Below are 19723 nucleotides of genomic sequence, written 5' to 3' on the forward strand. Positions count from 1 at the left end.
ATCATTTCGGTTTCATATTGGTAATTGGTATTACAGAACCGGCCATCTGAATGAAGATTTCAATTGTACTCTGATGCCTTCTTTTTGAGATTCGCGTGCAGCCTCGATGATTTCCAGCACATGCAGTGCATGCTCTGCATCTATCAGAGGCTCTTTACCGGTAGATAAGTACTCACAAATAACAGAAGCGCCTTCTTCCCATCGAAATCCACCGTCCCCGGTCACGAAACGTTGAGTCTCTTCATGATCTGTTGTGGCCATATCCACTCCAAATGGTTTCCAATCATAGCCAATCATGTGCATATTGCCTCCACGTCCGACAATGGATATTGTCGGTTTTTCCTGGCCGGTTCCGTCATGCCCGTAAGGATCAAAATAATTGAATCCGCATTGTATGTGAGACAATATATTGTTTTGATGTTCCATCAGGATCATTGCATTGTCTTCTGCTATTACCTGAATCGGACCTTTATTCCCGGTGTTTACGGTTGGCCTGATGATATTCATCATGGCAACAACCGATTTTGCAGGCCCAAAAAGACCTGTCAGGGTTGAGATATTGTATACACCCAAGTCGGGTATACTTCCTCCACCTTCTTCAAAGAAAAAGGCGGACCAATCCGGGCCAAGATGTCCGTAATGAGCATGGGCTGCGGCGACCTTTCCAAATTTGCCTTCGTTTATCTGCTTTGCCATAAATGCAAATTGCGGACTATTTACAACTGCAGGTGCGCCCCATATTCGGATTCCTTTCTTTTGGGCAAGTTCGAACAATTCGCGTCCTTCAGCATAGGTATTTGCCATGGGCTTTTCGCTCCAGACAAACTTTCCTGCGTTTATTGCCTTGCGGTTCAAATGACCGTGTTCCTGCATATCCGTAAGATTCACTAACAGATCGAACCGGACTCCGGCTAACATTTCATCAATATGCGGATACCAGTTTTTTATGTTATACTCTTCAGCTCTCTGCTGGGCTCTTTCGGGGCGTATATCACACAAACTGACCACTTCAGCGTATGGAGATTTTGACATATGGGGAAGGTACATGCCGGATACACTGCCGCATCCGATAATTCCGACCTTAATTTTTTCTCCCTGAAAAACCGATATCCTGGTGTTTTTTTCTTCTCTTCCCATGGGTGTTTCAATAGCATGTATGTTTGCCTTTGGAGCGATAATTACAGCAGCGCCAATAGCCCCTATCCTCGAAATAAATTGCTTGCGATTCATAGCTGTTTATTGTTTACTAGTTAAAGTATCAGGTATTTATTGTTTTATTATTGTGCATGTAATTATCTGATACTGTTTATTTTTTCTATCCCCTTATTGACATCGGGATGGCTCATGAACAGTTCCCATATCAGGCCACTCCGGTAATTTTCAATCATCACGGTGATGGGCGCCTGATTCAGCCCCATGAAAATAGGGGAACACCAGTTTTCGGATAGATTGAAAGCATCTTTAAAGCCATATTCCCCCCATAAGAATTGCCCGTAATTCCTGTAATAATTCTTAAGGGCAGCCATCGATTCGCCGGGGGTATAAGGAAATGAGGCGAGCGCTCCGGTAGGAGCAACAGTCCCGTTATCCCTGAATGATACAGGTTCCTGTGCCTGATAACCCCATGCGAAATCACTGGCGGTAAGTCCCCAGCAATCGATTCCATAACCATCATATTTACCGGGATTTTCTACACAGTAGCGGAGATTGATCTGTGCGATAGCCTGATTGTTTTGAAAATAATTCGTGTATCTGTCCGTAAAGCGGTGAGGATCCAGTCCCATATATGAATAGTGGGTGAAAAACAGCGGCCCGCCATTTGACACACCGACGTCGAGTTTTAGTCCGTAATATGTATTTCCATTTATATACAGGGCACCGTCGTCGGTTTTTCCCCAGTTTTTCCTGTAAGCCTGTGCCACTCCGGATTGACTTGCCCAACCACTGTAATACATTTCCGGCTCAATAGCATAGGTAGGAGACATAACTGCCAGTAAATAGGTAATCATTGTCTCATTCCAACCGATCAATCGATGATCAATTACCCAGGCCTGATCGGGAGACCAATGCCAATATAAGAACGGGCTGTCGGGATAACGCTTATACCAGTTCCATTCGATCCCTTTCCAGAAAGTATCTATTTTTTCCCGAATCAGTTTTTCTTCGTCCGTATCCCGGTTGAAATATTGATGTGCTGCCAATAATCCCTGTGCGAGGAAAGATGTTTCCACTAAATCACCACCGTTGTCTCTCTGCCCGAAGAAAGGAATGGTTTTTCCTGTCGTACCGTCTATAAAATGGGAAACAGCACCGTGAAATTTATCTGCTTCCGATAGGAATGAAGTAATGGTGATAAATCTTTCAACTGCTTCATCCCTGGTTATGAACCCCCTTTCTGTGGCCGCAATAATCGCCATGACCCCAAATCCGGAAGCTCCCGTGGCAATCATATTGCTTCTGCCGGGAATATTTTCGCGGGAAAGCCCGCTGTTTGGCTCCGCGCCCTCCCAGTAATAGCGGAAATGGGCTTCCTGTACCATATCCAGCAATTGTTCGTCTGTCATTGGATAAGTGGTTGCTGCAATGGCTCCTGATGCGGGCGTTTCTTTCAATGCATAGTCTACAGCCGTTACTTTATACCATGCTTTATATCCCGTTTCCCCTACGTAGTCGGTAAAGCGATTCATCCAGGGACGACGGATGCCTACCGGAATATAGATTTCCCCATCTTCGGAGCGGTAGATGCGGTAATACTTTATTCCCTCGTTTTCTTGTGGGTTCCACGCCACCTCTATATGTCTTTCATACGCTTTTACTTCTTTTAATTCGGGTGCCTGCAAAGCACTTGCCGGTAAGGATTCCGGTAATAATTCGATATCGTCGAGATAAAGCGTGTGTTGGTGCCCGTCTTTCACTCCCGGGTAAAAGGCTACAGCCGCTAATTTTTTGATGTTCGTATTATCGATGGGTTCCATCCCGAAATCTTTCAGAGGAATTCGCACATTGTGCCAGGTACCTGTACTTTCATCGGTTAGATAACCGGCCAGTCTCAGCTGTTTGGTATAGGTACTGTCTCCATAACGAATTGCTATTTCTGGCAACGCGCTGAAATCCATGTCACTTTCAATGAAAAGCCGTAGCGACAACAAATCAGGAGTTCGAAAGAAATCGTTTCCCCTTAACGGATGATATTGTACTTCGCCATACCATTCTCCTTCAGGAGACGAGATATAGGTCATCTCCAGAGAGTTGCCCGGACTGAAAGCTGTTTCGGAGACGGGCAGGCGGAGGCTTGCATTTTTTATCCACGAAGGCGGTGTATACGCTGTTTTGGTGTAATAGTGATAGCCTTCCATCATACTGTTGTCAAAGAACAGATAATCGTACCAATACTCTGATGACGGATGATTGCCGGCTGAGGATGATTTCCCATATACATCAACCCCCAATATTGGCGTCAGGATGAATAATAAAGAAAGAATTTTCCCCATCTGTTTCATATTTATTAATAATTTAGAGCAAAGAATAAAGAACAAAGAGTAAAGACGATTTATTGATTTGCAGATTGAAGAAGATTTATCAAATCCCCATTCCCAAATCCCAAATCCCAAATCCCAAATCCCCTAATCACACTCACTCATCAGCATATTCACTACACTCCTGCCGGCAACTGTTTTCTGACTCAATAAGTAAATCCGAGTTTCGTTAATCCCGCCTGTATTTCAGGAATACCCATAAAAAGATCCCAAATCAGTCCGGTTCTGTGATTTTCGATCATGATGATGATAGGGCCCTGGTCGATTGCCAGGAAATCGCCGGCATACCACTGTTCCGTCAGATTGAAAGCATCTATGAACCCATATTGTTTCCATAATTTATCTCCTAATTTGTAATAGAAGAAATGAAGCGCCGCCATGGATTCCTCAGGTGTATAGGGTATCGAAGATAAAGCGGCTGTTGGCGTTATCACGCCTTTGTCGTTAGTGGGAGAGTGCGCACTGTATCCGTTATTTCCGTCGCTGGCTGTCAATCCCCAGCAATGTTCGCTGTAACCGCTGTATCCTTGCGGGTTATCCACACAATAGCTGTAATTGATCAGCGTATGGTTCCTGTTTTGTTCCCCATAGTCGGCGTATGTATCCTTTAATCCGTTGGGGTTCAGCCCGAGGAACGAATAATGGGCAAAGAACATCGGCCCGCCGTGATCCGGTCCCAGAGGTAATGTGAATCCTTGATACGAAGCACCATTCCTCATATTGCCGTTATCCGCCCAACCGTTGTCATAAACGGCTTTGCTGATAGGAAAAGTAGGGGACGATGCTGCCAGTACATAAGTGATCAGACATTCATTCCAACCTCTGATCTTATGGTTCATTTCCCAAGCGTAATCAGGGCTCCAGTGCCAGTAAAGCACCTCTTCATTGTTACGGCGGAACCATGACCAATCGACCGCTTCCCATAATCCGGTGATCAATTCCCTCAATGCTGTTTCTTCCGGATCCTCACCTGTGAAATATTGCCTTGCCGTCAATAGCCCCTGGAATAAAAAAGAGGTTTCTACAAGGTCCGCACCGTTATCTTTTTCACTGAAAGGCTGCGTTTGGCCGGTATTGCCATTAATCCAATGGGCGAAAGCACCCTGATAGGAAGTGGCGTTGTCTCTCAAAAAATGGACAATTTTCAACAGGCGGTCCACTGCTGCCTCCCGGTCTATGAATTGCCGTTCAACGGCCACAATCATAGACATAATTCCAAATCCGGTACCGCCAGTGGTTACAATATCACCCGATGAACTTCTCTCGCGCGCCATTCCGCTTACCGGATGCCCGAAATCCCAGAAATAGCTGAAAGTCTGTTTCTGAACTAACGTAAGCAGTTCTTCATCGGAGATGCGGGGGAACTTATCCGCCGGATCGATCCCTGTGGATATCGCATATACTTTTCCCGTTGAGATCCGATGTCCTGATGCCGATCTTAGTCCCGTATTGATGATCAGTTGATAAGAGGTGAATGAAACCAATGGCGTTGTGGGTTGTATGATTACGGTTTTGTCCTGGATATTGTATGTCAGTTTGACAGACCGGCCGGTTGATGTCCGTAAAGTGATGTTGTTTTGCAATGTGCTTTGATCCACGTTGTCAGAGAAAGTAAGAGCCACATACAGATTGGGATCGACGTTCGTATATGACGAAGCATTTGTCTCTCCGTTAATTTCAATTTCTTCCAATTGAAACGTTACAGAAACGGGATCATTTTCTTTGCTTCCGCAGGACGAAAAGATTCCAATCCCGATATATAGTAAAAAACAAATCCATTGTTTCATATACGCTGATTTTATGGTTTGTAGAGAAACTTCTCTGCATACCTCAACGATAGAGATACGATTTTATATAGCTCTCATATTGAAAAGCGTGTTATATAACCGGTGCAGAAAAAATAGAGAGGGAGGTTTGCTCCCTCTCAGGTAAATGTATAAATTCAACCCAATGATTTATTCTGAATCGTGGATGATGATATCTTTAATTTGTGCTGCTGTCAATGCTCTATTATAGATGCGTAATTCATCTATCAAACTATTGTCGGACAGATGTCCCCATTCTGTAAAGCGGGGAGCTCCTGATCCGATGGATAGGATATCACATCCGGCCCAGCTTATTTGCGATAAATCGTTTGTGGCAACTTCTTCCCCGTCAAGGTATAATACGGCTTTCCCTGCGGTTAATGTCAGCGTAATATATTTCCAGCCCGCCGTAGCCGGGATATCTGCATTGGCTCCTCCGTCGAGCCATCCGTCGCCGGTACCATTTCCTACGTTTGCTTTGATCCGTTGCACAGTATTGTTCTCGTCACCCTTTTCACGGAATATCCTGAATCCGGAGGTGCGGTTATTCTGAGCTTCAGGAGAGGCTCCCTCTGTTACCGGGCCGATAACGATAATACCTGCCCGGTCAGGATTTGCATTCACTTTATACCAAAATCCGACCGTTAAGTCGGCACCTAAATCCGAAGCCAGATCGGACAATCTAAAAGTGAGGTAGCCGTCTTGTACGCCTGCATACGCTTTTGCCACTTTTCCCTCAGTAAAACCCGGATTTCCAACTATGGTTGCTGCCGTATTGCTTACATTGTCTTCGAAATTGTCTTCGAACGACAAATAAAATATCTGGCCGTCTTCGCTGATAGGCGGTTTGGGTGGCTCTTCGGGATAATTGAACGGCGGATCCTGATCCAAATCCTGAAAGCAGGACGGTAGCACAAACAGCAATAATGCTGCTGATAGCATATATACATATTTTCTCATTTTCATACCATTAATTTATTTTTTCTTGTCGGTGTATGGAACTCGCGATAATCATGTTCTAAAGTATAATGATGTACATGCTCGTTTCATAGTACCTACATCTCTTTTTGTAATAATTATATTATTCAATTTCATTAGGCATTTTCTCGCAACGACATAATCCAAGTAAACTTGTCTTCTGTTCGTATTGCTTAACGAAAATGTTCCTTTTTAATAATTCGGGTTCTGGATCAGCACTCCGTTTGACTTGTCAATCTCAGCTTGTGGCAAAGGCAACAAGACGTGTCTGTCCTGAAATCCGGTTTTACCCGCAGCATGTAATACTTCTCGTACAATACCCCAACGGACGAGATCGTAAAAACGGTCCCATTCCATTGCCAGTTCAACTCTTCTTTCATGACGGATAGCATTGCGCAATGCTGCCTGGTCTGTCACGGTTACTTCCGGCAACACATCGGCGTTGTTTCCACGCGCACGGGCACGAACATCTTCCAAGTATGCTACGGCTTCGCTCTGCTGACCAAGTTCGTTTGCCGCTTCGGCGGCGATCAGATACATTTCGGATAAACGGATGATGCGTATATTCATCCAGAATCCATGTTTACTGAATTGAGTGCGTAATGTCGGATTGGTATATACTTTCTTGTTGTAATAGCGATTCATTACTTCCTGTGCAATCGGTTTTTCCCCGTAAGGGGCATTGGCCGGAATCGATTCCGGATTTTCTCCGGGTTTCAGGAAATACAATAATGTCTCGTCTTTGCGAGGGTCGCCTTCTTCAAAAGCATTGGCCAATAAGGGTGTCGGACAATTCCATCCCCAACCTAAATCCCAGTCTCCGGCTCCTCTTACACCTTGTACTTCTGCGTACTGGCTTCCGATATCCGTACTGGATGGTAATGCAGCGGTGGCCGTACACTGTAACTCGAAAATAGATTCGCTACTATTCTCTCCACTTTCCCTGAAAATCTGATTAAAAGGTGTATTCAGGTCATATAGTCCCGAATTGATTACATCTGTAGCTGCCGTCAACATATTGCCCCAGTCGTTACGTTGCATGTATGTTTTGGCGTGCAATGCGCGGGCAGCACCCCACGTGGCCCGTCCCAGATATCTGGATTCCCATTGAGGGGGAAGCAATTCTTCAGCTTCCGTCAAATCCGTATCTATCAACGTATATATTTCGATTGCCGTTGATTTTGGAATGTTTGTCTCGGCTGCATCCGTAATCTTGAAATCTATCAGGGGAACTTCTCCGAAAGCCCGTACTAAATTAAAGTAAAGAAAAGCACGGAAAAAATGAGCTTCTCCCAGGCACAGGGAGTCAATTCTTTGCAGGACCACCCCATTGTCCTCTGCTTCCTTGATATCAGCTATGACAGTATTTGCAGTGTGAATCAATGCATAGTTACTGGTGTAATAACTTGCCAGGTTCCCGTCCGAAGTGTTGTAATTGAAATTGTCGTACATGGAAGCAACATCCGATCCGTCCGAAACAGTACTTCCTTTTTCCACATCTTCACTGCGGATACTATGGATTGCAAAAGCCGGAATACCTCCTGTCACACCCCATCCTTTCATTCTCGCATATAAAGAAAACACATCGGTTTGGAAAGATCCTCCGGGGTTGTCTCCTCCCGTCCATTTTCCCTGCGGCTCCTGATCCAGAAGGTCGCTGCAACTTATCTGTGTTAAGGTGAATATCCCTACTGCACAAATAATGAATGATTTAATTATATTATTTTTCATAACGATCTACTTTTGCTTTAATGATTAAAATGTAAGATTCAACCCGAACGTATATACTGCCGGCATGGGATAGGTTCCTTCATCAATTCCCGATTTTATGGCCGTTCCACCAATTTCGGGCGTATATCCGGTATTTCTGCTCCATGTTTTCAGGTTCTCCACATTGGCATATACACGTAATGACTTCATATGGATTTTGTTTAATAAGGATGCATTGAATGTATAGCCTAATTGCATGTTGCGGATCCGGAAGAAACTACCGTCTTCAATGAAATAGCTAGAAAAAGCGCGGTTGACCGCTCTGCCGGGTTCCAGAATAGGTTCCCAATTGGAGGTGCCTTCCCCGTTCCATCGATTCATACGCTTGGTCAGGTAATTGAACTGTGCAAAAGAAGAAACGTCCCAATTACGGTATATTTCATTGCCGTATACTCCCATCATATCGGCGGACAGATCAAATCCTTTATAATTCAGATTGACATTGAATCCGTAGGTGAAATCGGGAGAGGGTTTACCGATCATGGTACGGTCGTCCTCATCGATTATATTATCGCCGTTTATATCTTTAAATTTCAGGTCTCCCGGATTAACCGCATATACCGTATTCGGCGCGGATTGTTTGATGTCTTCGTTATTCTGATAAACGCCTTCCACTACGTAGCCGTAGAAATATCCGACCGGATAGCTGGCAACTGTCCTTGCTATTTCTTCATAAATGGCGTCGCCTTCATCCCGTCCAAGTGTTATCACCTTATTGTTGATCGTTGTTATGTTCGCACCTAAAGAATAACTGAACCCTGAATTGCCTATTTTATCATTCCATGAAGCCGATAACTCCAATCCTTTATTTTCAATGTCTCCAAGGTTTTCCAATGAGTTTAAGGATCCCGCGCGGGGGTCAAGCAATACAATAATGTTTTTTGTGTTTTTGTGGTAATAGACAGGCTCCAGCCTCAATCTTTGGTTTAAAAGATTCATTTCGAATCCGGCTTCCCACGAATAAGTTCTTTCCCAGTTCAGATTTTGTACATTATATATTATCGTATAACCTGGAATAATATCTTCGTTGGGGCCGAAAACCGCACTTCCTGTATTGGTAAGTTCCGGATAAGAGGGATAATAATTGTTGATATTTATTCCTGTGTTTTCGGTACCCAGTACACCCCAGGAACCTTTAAGTTTCAGGTAATCGATGATGTTCTGATCTTTCATAAAGTTTTCTTCTGATACGACCCAGCCTCCCCCGAATGTATAGAAATTGTTCCATGTATTGCCAACGCCCCGGAATACGGAAGATCCGTCGCGACGGAAAGAAGCGTTGAACAAATACCGATCATTATAGCTATACAAGGTTCTTAACAAGTAAGACATGGTGAATCTTCTCCATTGATAGATTTTGTCAGTATCGTATTGATTCCTCGCTCCATCCTGGTTTAATGAAGTCAGCCACCATTTGTCGTGATTGTCGGGGACAGAGAAATATATTTTATCCAAAAGTTCACTCCGCTCACCGTCTATTAAGGAAAATTCCCGATAGTTGGTTGTTAATCCGGCCATTGCCGTGAGCGAATGTTTGTCGAACCTGTTCTGATATGTCAAGATATGATCGCCCTGAGCCGTATATTCGGTAGACTTCAGTTGAGTGATTATCTGCCTGTTTTGCATAGTTTCTTTTCCTGGTATCTCAGGATTATAGAAATAAATTACAGGCGAGAAGGAGCGTGCTTCATTTATGGCATAATCCAGGAAAAGGGTTGTTTTGAAGGTAAAATTCTTCAGGAAGTTTACTTCTGCGTAAATATTACCGGCAGCCCTGTGGTTCACCCCTAAATTATGATTGCCGCGGATATAGGTCTCAACCAACGGATTCCAGAGCTGTGCCCGTTGAAAATCCGGCATGGTATGCAACAATGTTTCCGTAGTATTCGCAATCGGATCCGTATATTCGGCGAAGATAGGAGCGATCGGGGCAGCCCTTACGACAGAGGCAACATTTTTGGCATCGGGCAATTTATTCTTGCTTCCGTTTACTGCAAATCCGAACTTCAGGAAATCCGTAACATTATAATCACTACTTAAATTCACTGTTATTTTGGAAAATTTCTCTGTTTTAATGGAACCTTCTTCGGAGGTATATCCCAGTCCCATATAAAATCTGCTTTTATCCGTGGAACCTGTTATACTTGCATTACTGTTGGAAATGAATCCGGTCTGAAAATATTCATCCTGCCAATTCGTATCCGCCCCCCAATTTGTATAATCAAATGGAGTGGCTCCCTGGTTGATCCGTTGTTCATCGTATAATTCCCGGAATTGGGCGGCGTTTGTTACATCAATCTTATCATAAATATGTTTAAAGCCGAAAGAGGTGTTTAGATTTACGATTGTTTGTCCTGCTTTCGCCTTCTTTGTGGTGATAATAATTACGCCATTCGCTCCACGCATCCCGAATATAGCTAAGGAAGAAGGATCCTTCAATATTTCCATCGATTCGATATCCGCCGGATTAATATAGTTGATATTATCCGAAAATAATCCGTCAACGATATAAAGAGGTTTGTATCCATTAATGGAGTTTGTCCCGCGAATACGGATTTCAGGATCCTGACCCGCTCTTCCGCTGTTGACAACCTGAACACCTGCAACTTTACCCTGCAAAGATGCCAAAGGGTTCGCAGAGGGTCTGTTGGCAATCTCTTCGGCTCCTATAGTAACGATTGATCCGGTAAGGTCGCGTTTCCTTGCCGTACCATATCCGATCACTACTACCTCTTCCAATGCCTGCACATCTTCCTGCAGCGTTATATCGATGGTTGTCCGCCCATTGACCGCCTCTTCACGGGTCACCATCCCTATGTAACTAAATACCAGGGTCGCATCACTTGATACATTAGACAGGGAATAATTCCCGTCGATATCAGTCACGGTACCGTTGGTGGTGCCTTTCACTAACACGGTGGCCCCTATGGCCGGGGCTCCGGTGGATTCCTCTGTCACTGTTCCCGAAACGGTTACCTGCTGTGCAGATAAAAGAAAAGAACAGAAGAGAAAACTTAATACTGTTAGAATTTTTAGCTTCATGGATCTTTTTTTAATTTGTTCAAAAATAGTACTATAGTATTTTAAACAAAAATAAGGGTGTGTTTGGCCTGTGAAAAAATTAAAAACCTCGTTAAAAGTACGTTATGTTGTATAACATATTTTTAAAGGGTACTTTTTTACTACTTTAATGCAGGGTAATACGTTCTTGATTAGATATTTATAAAGGTAGTGATTGAAGGTACTGTAGTACCTTCATTATTGGAACTTGATCATAAAATCGACCAGGTTATCCGCTTCGGAGAGATGTAGCTTCTTTCGTAAACGGTAACGGGCGGCTTCCACTCCGCGCGTGGAAATATTCAGCATTTCTGCGATCTCCTTCGAGGAATAATTTAACCTGAGTAGGGCACACAGTTTCAGGTCGGTGGGGGTGAGCAACGGATACCGTTCTTTGAGTTTCCGGAAGAAATTCTTATGGATCAGGTCGAAGTTGCTCTGAAAGAGACTCCATTCATCTTCTTCCGGGAGATTTTTCCCGATCATGGTGAGTAGTTCGTGTCCTTCGGAGCGATTGATCTTTCCCGCAAGAATAAGCACCTGGATACTTTCCCGTAAGCTCTTTAAAAATTCGGAGTGATTGATCAGCATCATGGCGGCGCTGGCCAACTCTTTCCCTTTGTAGGTAAGTTCCGCTTCCAGCTTCTCGTTCTGTAATGTGGTGATCACTTTTTCCTGTCGTTCTATCTGGGCAAGGCGCCTGTTCTCCTGTTCCTCGAAAAGTTTATGCTTCTTGCGGACAATTCTTTGTATATGTTTTTTTACCAGAAACCCTGCCAGGGATCCGATGATGAGGAAATACAGCAAATAGGCCCACCAGGTTTTGTACCATGGATTTTTAATGCGGAATGAATAGCTTACGACAGACAATACCTTTCCCGAACTGTCCTTTATGTGCCCATACAGGGTATAGTCGCCTGCAGGAAGGTTATGGTAGGAAGCGGATCTGTTTGCGTCGGTGTTTATCCAGCGGTTATCGTATCCCTGCAAATAACTTTCTACCTGAAATATTTTTTTAGAGAATTCCGGATACAGGAACCGGAATGTAATGTTATTATTCTGGTAAGCGATCATTCCCTTTTTGGTGGGATCGAGGTAGAATATCTGATCGTTGTTCCGGTTGTGAAAGGTTATAGATGCGATCTGCAAGTCTGTCTTTACTTCCGACTGTCCTTCCGAAAACGAATATTTCCCTATCCCCCCGTTCATGCAGAAGTAGGAGTTATTGTCGCCGCCCACCAGCAGGTTCGCTCTTCCCGCATTGGGCGGATTATTCAGGATACTGTACGGGATACGGTCTTTGATGGCGTATTTGTTCCCGCTGTATTCCACCAGGACATATTCTTTGTGTCGTATGAACCAAAAGAGGTTGTCGTTCACGGGAATAATACGATGGGTATCGGCAAAGCCGGGCAGGTCGTTGTTCAACAGATCGAAGGGAATGATCTTATGCCCGATATCATCATAAGTGAAGAAACGGTCACCGTCGGCAAAAACAATCCTCCCTCTCAGTTTCATGACCTTGATGGGCCGGTAAGTGGAGACCTGCGTACTGTCGAACGACAGGTAGTTCTCTATTTCAACCGCCTTCCGGAGGTCCTCGTCCAGTTTCAAACGATAGACGCCTTTATACATGTGTCCTGCCCATATATTACCGGCATGATCTATCTCCAGGTTTTTTATCAGATCCGAAAAATCTTCCACAGCGTGGCTGAAAGCCCAGTTGCCGGAAGAGTCCTGTTTATAGACAAACAGGGAAGTATAGGAGGATTCCAGCAGAATACCCCTGCCGTTGATCGTTGCCTGTTTTATATCCATTCCTCCTGTGTGTGCCCCCTGAATACGTATTTCGCGAAAATCCTTCAGGAAGGAAGTTCCCAGGTTATGGCCCACGAAAACCTGATTGTCGAAGCTTTTGATGAACCACGACTGGATATCGAAGCCGGGAATACGAAAGAGGGCTCCGTCGGTGTCGGAATAACTGTAAACACCCTGGTTGGTGGCCAGATAGAGGCGATTGTCGTGAAACAGGATGTCTTCCACCAGCCCGATCTGACTGTCGGCGGGCTCAAAAAAAGACAAAGGAGAGTGTGTCCTGATATTGGAAATGCCGTTGTCGAGAGCGGCCCATACCGTGTGGTCACGGTCTTTGAACAGTGCCAGTACCGTATTGTTGTTGAGCCCATTGTTCCGGTCAATATGCCATATTTTCTCCCCATCTTTATCAATTGCGAAAATACCGCTGTTGAGTGTCCCGAAAATGTATGAATCGCCCGAGACAATAGCGCGATTGACGATTGCCTGTTTCAATTCCTGCCCGATGGAAATGTTCCATGGCGTCAGCGTATGCTCCTCTTCGGAAAACCGGTATAATCCGTTTTTGGAGGTGACCAGCAGCCAATCCTCCTCATAGGGGAGCAGGGCCACTACGTTGTCGTTATTCCACCGGTCGCGCGTAAAAACAGGGTAAAAATGCTCGCCGTCAAAAAGGCAGAAATCGTTCCCGATCAATTGCGCAAACATCTTTTCTCCCGCCGGGAAAAAGTATAAGACCGCGGGATAAGGCTTTCGGATCCCTACCTCCTTACCATCGTAGATGAAAATTGTCGAAAATGACTGAAAATAGAGTTTCCCGTCGAACGGATAGATGCCCCAGATCTCATCATTATGGAACTGATGCTCTTCAATGTTATGCTTGAGTGAGTGATAGATAAGCTGGTTGGTTTCGCTGGATTCGAAATAGCCGAACTCTTCGAAAGAACCCACGTAAATGCGTTCGTAATTGTCGCGGGAATCGATATAGATAGATTTTACGGAGAGATTATTGGGCAGGTTGTGCAATTTCCAGTTAACACCGTCGTAACTGAGCATTCCGTTGTCATTGCCGAAATAGATCACCCCGTTGCTTCCCTGGGCAATGGCCCAGTTTTGGTTGCCGGCATTATAATGGTCGGTTGTATAATTGTAGACAGGAGGGATAAAGGGAATGTTCTGCACGACTGAAGACATGGCCGAAGCCATGAAGATCACGGTGAAGATTGCCGTGCAAAACAATTTTTTACAGGCCGGTTGCATCATTATATCGGAATATCAGCGCAATTGCAGGAGGTTATTTTTTCTCCAGTAAGTTTTCAATCTCTTTTTCGCTCAGCACTTTTACATTGGTGAAAAGAAATTTGGTGTCAAGGAAATTGCCATATTGGTTACATTCGGTGACAGCGGCATTGAGGTTCGATTTTACATCCTTGTCGAAAGGAAAAAGCATCAGAATTGTGAAATAATTCTCATTCATCTCAAATTTTTCAATGACCACCTCCGCTTTCTGTAATTGAAAGGTAAATTCACGCTCTACCATCTCTTTCTGCAAACCGGTAAAGTGCTGCCTGTCGTTGGTTGTGAACAACGCGAAAAAGCGCAGTTTCTTGTCTTGTCCTCCCAGCCCTGAGGAGATATACACCTGTTGGTGGCCGGAGAGGTCGGAACTGAGTACGATACGGCTGCTTACCAGTGCCATGGACGACCAGTGTAGCAATTCGGATTCCAGGGGACTGCTGTGGTAGGTCTCGATAGAGCGGTAAGCTCCCACGTCGGGGATGGAGGCCAACAAGGTCAAGCTTCTCTTTTTACGGTCAATGGATTCATCGGGCGAGAATAATATGGCTATCTCGTCATCACGCACAAAGGAACTGTTCTCCCTCCGCAATCTGTCGAAATACCTGAAATATTCCATTTGTTCCTCAATCGGCACCAGGTCTTCGAGAATATGGAATGAGTCGATACCTTGTTCATTCAGTGTCTGGCGCAATTTCGCCAAAAGATCATCTTGGTCACTCATAGTTGCAAAGATAAAACTATTTCATTAAGCAATACGAGCAGAAGGCAAATTTATTTATTTCCTTAAATTTCATCAAATCGGTACTTAATTCCTCAGAATTGTATAAATTCGCACCATTAAAACAAAATCGACGTTTCCGTTAAACCGATGAAAATTAAAATAGTCAATAAGTCGCGGCACCCGTTACCCGAATATGCCACGGTATCTGCCGCAGGCATGGATCTGCGTGCGAATTTAGAAGAGCCTGTAGTATTGAAACCGCTCGAACGTACATTGGTTCCCACCGGCATCTATATACAGCTACCCGAAGGATATGAAGCCCAAATCCGTCCGCGTAGCGGGCTGGCCATCAAACACGGCATAGGAATTGTGAATGCTCCCGGTACCATTGATGCCGATTACCGTGGCGAAATAAGGGTGATCCTGGTGAATCTTTCGAATGAAAATTTCACCATCCAAGACGGAGAACGTATTTGTCAGATGGTGATCGCCGGGCATGCCCGTGTGGAATGGGAGGCCGTGGGTTCGCTCGATGAAACGGAGAGAGGCGCCGGCGGGTTCGGACATACCGGCAGGCAGTAGAACCACCACTATTCAAACTAAGAATGTTATATTCAATAACCACAATGAACAAACTGCTTCTCGTACTTTTTCTGATAGTTCCGGCATCGGTGGTCCTACCACTGGAGATAATGGCGCAACAGGAGAAGCACGGAATTCAACTCAACGAAGAGACAAGACGAAAATTCGACTATTATTTTTACGGGGCATTGAATGCGAAGGCCCTGGGGAAATATGATGAAGCAGTCGACCTCTTTCAGCATTGCTATGCGCTGGACTCCACCAACGCCAATGTATTGGTGGAACTGGGCACGTTTTACAATGTACTGCAGGAGAAAAATAAGGCTTTGGATTTCTTCCGGCGGTCAGTACACTACGATCCTTCCAATTACTATTACAACATGATGCTGGCCGGTTTGAGTAAAGAGCTCGGGTTGAAGCAGGAGGTGATCGATATTTACCGTTCTTTGTTGCAGTTATATCCCGAAAAAACCGACCTCCGGTTTGAACTGGCCAATGCTTTTGCCGATGCCGGAGAATTTCAGGAAGCTGTCGATGCACTCGACCAGTTGGAAAAAAGGACCGGTATCAACGAGATGATCGCTTTGAACAAGTTCCGCCTCTATTCAATGATGGACAGGAAGGAACAGGCTTTCGAGGAGATCCGGCAAATTATCGATAAAAACCCGTCCGAGCCGAGATATCTTATCCTGATGGGGGATCTTTATCTTGAAGATAATCAGCAGGAAAAGGCGCTGCCGTATTATGACAAGGCGAGAACGATCGATCCCGATTATCCTGCGCTTATCCTTTCCATGGTAAACTATTACGAGAAGACGAACGATAAACAGGCGGCACAGGCAGAGTTGCAAAAGGCCATTACAAACCCGTCGATGGACGTAGAGGTAAAATTACAGCTGCTCACGCGCTATCTTGGCATTCTACAACAGAGCCAGCAGGATATGAAGCAGGTCAATACTCTCTTCGAGGCGCTTTTTGAGCAACATCCCAACAATTCCCAATTGAATATGATCTATGGGAATGTGCTTTTGCTCCAGAATGATAAAGAGGGCGCGGCAGAGCAGTTCGGGATCTACACCAAAGCGAATCCGGAAGATCCCGCGGGATATGATCAGTTGATCCGTATAGCCTTGCCCGATGAGGACCTGGAAAAAATAAAGGAGGTGACCACGGAGGCATTAAAACATCTGCCGCACGAGGCTCAATTCTATTTCTATTTGGGCGCGGTCCACTATCAACAGGAAAATCACCGGGAGGCGTTGAAAGTTTTCGAGGAGGGATTGGCCAATGCGGTTATCCTGAATCCTGTAGTGGAGTCTAATTTCCATGGGCAGATAGGTGATCTTAATTATTTTCTCGGGAACAAAGAGACAGCCTTTGAGAGTTATGAGAAGGCATTGCAACTGAATCCGCAGAATCTTCCTGTTTTAAACAATTACAGTTATTATCTTTCTCTTGAAAAGAAAGATCTCGATAAGGCGGAGCAAATGAGCGGTATCACGGTGAAGGCGGAACCTGCGAATCCTACCTATCTGGATACTTACGGGTGGGTACTGTACGAACAAGGTTCCTATACGCTGGCAAAGGTCTATATAGAAAGAGCGATTGAATACAGTAAAGAGGACCTTTCGGCAGAGGTGCTGGAGCACTACGGGGACGTATTGTACAGAACCGGAGAGAAAGAGAAAGCACTGGATCAGTGGAAGAAGGCCAAAGAGATGGGAGGCGATTCTGACGCATTGAATAAAAAAATTAAAACCGGCGAGTTATAATCATGAATATTTCCTATTACCGGCATATCCTGATCATCTGTTTATTGTCGACAGTTACATTCACTGCATGCAAACCGAAACAAAAGATCGTTTATTCCACTTCCCCGGTGGAAGAGAAGGCCCATAATGAGCTTTTCAGTGATATCATTACCAGTGAATTCCCTTACCGGACATTCTCGGCCAAACTCAATATGGGGATGACCGCGGGTACCAAATCATTTAACTCCAAGGCCAATATACGGATTATAAGGGATGAGGCCCTTCAGATCTCTATACAGCCGCTTTTCGGAGTGGAGATGTTCCGGCTTTACATGAATCCGGATACGGTATTTCTGCTCGACAGGATGAACAAGCGGTATGTATTGGAGTCGATCGCTACATTAAAGGAGTTCTATCCGGTAGGATTCGACTACTATACGATGCAATCCCTGTTCACCAATGCGCTCTTCGTATCGGGAAAAGAGAGAATAGATGTTTCCGATTACCGTGCTTTCAGTTATAACCGTGCCTCCGATCAGAATTATTATATTACGGCCAAAGATGCCACATCAGGTATCGATTATTCATTTACCGTCAACGGAGATGACCGGATCACCTTCGCCCATCTGATGCAGCCGGAGAAAAAATACTATATGCAGTGGGGATATCATAATTTTGCGGTATTGAACAGTGCTACCTTTCCGCATAAAATGAATGTCACCCTCTCTTCTGCATCCCGCAAGATCGATGCAGAGCTGCTCTTTTCCGATGTAGTTACGGACAACTCCATCCTGTTAGGGTTGAATGTGCCGTCGGGTTACACGAGAACCTCTATGGATGAGATACTGAAAATTCTTTCTCCGAAGTAATTTAATTAAAATGCTAAACCACGTTCAACGGAATGGAGTGTAGTTAATTAATGAATGTGCTAATATATCAATGATTTGAAATAAGAAGTGAAGAAGGGATTAAAGGGTTAGGGAATGTCCCAGATCCAACCTCCCCAATCTTACTTTATGCAGATTAATCGTATGAAAAAGATTATTCTCCTCTTTCTTACCCACGCAGTTGCCGTTATCCTGTTGTCCCAGACCCGGCAGATCGAAAGTTTACAGCAGCAGCAGCAGGTATTGTTGGAGGAGATAAAAAATACGAACAAGCTTTATCTTGATGTTAAAAAGCATACCACTACGATTTTAGACCGCATCAATCTTATTAATAACCAGATATCGGCCCGTAAAGAGCTGATAGATGTGCAGGGAAAGGAGATAGAGGCGCTACGGAGGGAGGAAGTGCGTCTCGAAAGCGAGATCGTCAGACTGAATAAAGAACTGGAAAAGAAGCAGGGCTATTATGCCGACGCGATGAAAGGGATGTTGAACCATAAGTTCAGCCAGAATAAACTGCTTTTTATCTTATCCGGCAGATCAATGGGTGAATCGTTGCGGCGAATGCAATACCTGCGGGAATATTCCAAATGGCAGAAAACGCAGGCTGAAGAAATCAAAAAGCAGCATGCGGAGATAAAGGAAAAACAGGCATTATTGGCAAATGCTAAGGCCGACAAAGAGAAAGCGCTTGCTTCGTTACAGGAAGAGCAGAAAAGGTTGCAGGGCGAAGAAAAAACGCGCCAATCGGAGGTGGCGGCTGCCCGCGGACAAGAGCGGCAACTGCAGAAGACCTTACAGGAAAAACAGCAACGTGCCAACCAGTTAAATGCCCAGATCGAGAAACTCATCGCCGAGGAGGTGGCACGGCAGGAGCGTGAAGCAGAGGCCAGAAGGAAAGCCGAAGAAGCCGAGCGGAGGAAGAGAGCCGAAGAGAAGCTGGCGGAGGAGCGCCGTAGAGGTACAAGCGACAAGAAAGAGGAAGAACTGGCCGAAACACCTGCGAGGAGAGAAGAGACTACATCCGGGGCCGCGCCGGGACCAAGAATTGAAACCGGCAGCAGTACAGCAACGACCGAAACCTTCAATCTGTCGAAAGACTTTGCGGCCAACAGGGGGAAACTGCCTATGCCGGTGACGGGAACAGCAGCCATAGTGGGTAACTTCGGCGCTAAAAAACATAATGAATGGAATGTCACGACCAACAGCAACGGCGTCGATATCCAGGCCGAAAGAGGGGCCAATATCCGTGCCGTATTTGATGGGGAGGTATCGAAAGTATTCTCTTTCCCCGGATCCAACACCTGTGTGATCGTACGCCACGGTGATTATTATACATTCTATGCCAATATATACGACCTGTTTGTAAAGCAGGGAGACAAAGTAAAAACCGGGCAATCGTTAGGGCGGATCTTTACCGATCCCGATACCGGTGTTTCCACGATGCATTTCCAGTTGTGGCAAAAGACAAATAAACTCAACCCGTCACCCTGGTTACAACGATAGATATAAAATAATT

General features: G+C 44.9%; 12 protein-coding genes. 4 read left to right on the forward strand and 8 right to left on the reverse strand.

The window, feature by feature from the left end:
• Positions 1–30 precede the first annotated feature (30 nt).
• From Q0502_RS12935 to Q0502_RS12970, 8 genes are all read right to left on the reverse strand, one after another.
• Positions 31–1230 (reverse strand): Gfo/Idh/MocA family oxidoreductase, encoded by a 1200-nt coding sequence (locus tag Q0502_RS12935; protein ID WP_298651356.1) that lies wholly within the window; start codon positions 1228–1230, stop codon positions 31–33.
• Positions 1231–1292: 62 nt separating this feature from the next.
• A complete protein-coding gene (locus Q0502_RS12940; protein WP_298651358.1) occupies positions 1293–3491 on the reverse strand; it encodes a glucoamylase family protein in 2199 nt (732 codons plus the stop codon).
• Positions 3492–3682: 191 nt separating this feature from the next.
• Positions 3683–5323, reverse strand: coding sequence for a glucoamylase family protein (locus Q0502_RS12945; RefSeq protein WP_298651359.1), 1641 nt, complete (start codon positions 5321–5323; stop codon positions 3683–3685).
• 168 nt (positions 5324–5491) lie between these two features.
• A complete protein-coding gene (locus tag Q0502_RS12950) occupies positions 5492–6307 on the reverse strand; it encodes a LamG domain-containing protein (protein WP_298651360.1) in 816 nt (271 codons plus the stop codon).
• Between the two features lie 204 nt (positions 6308–6511).
• Complete coding sequence (locus Q0502_RS12955) at positions 6512–8050, reverse strand: RagB/SusD family nutrient uptake outer membrane protein (RefSeq protein WP_298651361.1); 1539 nt, start codon at positions 8048–8050, stop codon at positions 6512–6514.
• A gap of 24 nt (positions 8051–8074) precedes the next feature.
• Positions 8075–11131 carry a TonB-dependent receptor gene (locus Q0502_RS12960; RefSeq protein ID WP_298651364.1) on the reverse strand — a complete coding sequence of 1019 codons (3057 nt, stop codon included), beginning with the start codon at positions 11129–11131 and terminating at the stop codon, positions 8075–8077.
• A gap of 216 nt (positions 11132–11347) precedes the next feature.
• Complete coding sequence (locus Q0502_RS12965; RefSeq protein WP_298651366.1) at positions 11348–14203, reverse strand: triple tyrosine motif-containing protein; 2856 nt, start codon at positions 14201–14203, stop codon at positions 11348–11350.
• A 55-nt stretch (positions 14204–14258) separates the two neighbouring features.
• Positions 14259–14984 carry a hypothetical protein gene (locus Q0502_RS12970; protein ID WP_298651368.1) on the reverse strand — a complete coding sequence of 242 codons (726 nt, stop codon included), beginning with the start codon at positions 14982–14984 and terminating at the stop codon, positions 14259–14261.
• 147 nt (positions 14985–15131) lie between these two features.
• On the opposite strand from Q0502_RS12970, the gene dut reads away from it, so the two are divergent.
• From dut to Q0502_RS12990, 4 genes are all read left to right on the forward strand, one after another.
• Positions 15132–15566, forward strand: a complete 435-nt coding sequence (gene dut, locus Q0502_RS12975; RefSeq protein ID WP_298651370.1) for a dUTP diphosphatase — start codon at positions 15132–15134, stop codon at positions 15564–15566.
• A 44-nt stretch (positions 15567–15610) separates the two neighbouring features.
• Positions 15611–17338: a tetratricopeptide repeat protein gene (locus Q0502_RS12980; RefSeq protein ID WP_298651372.1), complete on the forward strand. Its 1728-nt coding sequence runs from the start codon at positions 15611–15613 to the stop codon at positions 17336–17338.
• A 2-nt stretch (positions 17339–17340) separates the two neighbouring features.
• Positions 17341–18186 carry a DUF4292 domain-containing protein gene (locus Q0502_RS12985; RefSeq protein WP_298651374.1) on the forward strand — a complete coding sequence of 282 codons (846 nt, stop codon included), beginning with the start codon at positions 17341–17343 and terminating at the stop codon, positions 18184–18186.
• Positions 18187–18348: 162 nt separating this feature from the next.
• Positions 18349–19710: a peptidoglycan DD-metalloendopeptidase family protein gene (locus Q0502_RS12990; RefSeq protein WP_298651376.1), complete on the forward strand. Its 1362-nt coding sequence runs from the start codon at positions 18349–18351 to the stop codon at positions 19708–19710.
• Positions 19711–19723: the final 13 nt, after the last annotated feature.

Origin of the sequence: uncultured Proteiniphilum sp., assembly GCF_937873925.1 — a bacterium.
GTDB lineage: Bacteria > Bacteroidota > Bacteroidia > Bacteroidales > Dysgonomonadaceae > Proteiniphilum.

Excerpts from the sequence above, each read along its gene's own strand:
- Q0502_RS12935 (WP_298651356.1), bottom strand. The coding sequence starts at position 1,230 with ATGAATCGCAAGCAATTTATTTCGAGGATAGGGGCTATTGGCGCTGCT.
- Q0502_RS12940 (WP_298651358.1), bottom strand. The coding sequence starts at position 3,491 with ATGGGGAAAATTCTTTCTTTATTATTCATCCTGACGCCAATATTGGGG.
- Q0502_RS12945 (WP_298651359.1), bottom strand. The coding sequence starts at position 5,323 with ATGAAACAATGGATTTGTTTTTTACTATATATCGGGATTGGAATCTTT.
- Q0502_RS12950 (WP_298651360.1), bottom strand. The coding sequence starts at position 6,307 with ATGAAAATGAGAAAATATGTATATATGCTATCAGCAGCATTATTGCTG.
- Q0502_RS12955 (WP_298651361.1), bottom strand. The coding sequence starts at position 8,050 with ATGAAAAATAATATAATTAAATCATTCATTATTTGTGCAGTAGGGATA.
- Q0502_RS12960 (WP_298651364.1), bottom strand. The coding sequence starts at position 11,131 with ATGAAGCTAAAAATTCTAACAGTATTAAGTTTTCTCTTCTGTTCTTTT.
- Q0502_RS12970 (WP_298651368.1), bottom strand. The coding sequence starts at position 14,984 with ATGAGTGACCAAGATGATCTTTTGGCGAAATTGCGCCAGACACTGAAT.
- dut (WP_298651370.1), top strand. The coding sequence starts at position 15,132 with ATGAAAATTAAAATAGTCAATAAGTCGCGGCACCCGTTACCCGAATAT.
- Q0502_RS12980 (WP_298651372.1), top strand. The coding sequence starts at position 15,611 with ATGAACAAACTGCTTCTCGTACTTTTTCTGATAGTTCCGGCATCGGTG.
- Q0502_RS12985 (WP_298651374.1), top strand. The coding sequence starts at position 17,341 with ATGAATATTTCCTATTACCGGCATATCCTGATCATCTGTTTATTGTCG.
- Q0502_RS12990 (WP_298651376.1), top strand. The coding sequence starts at position 18,349 with ATGAAAAAGATTATTCTCCTCTTTCTTACCCACGCAGTTGCCGTTATC.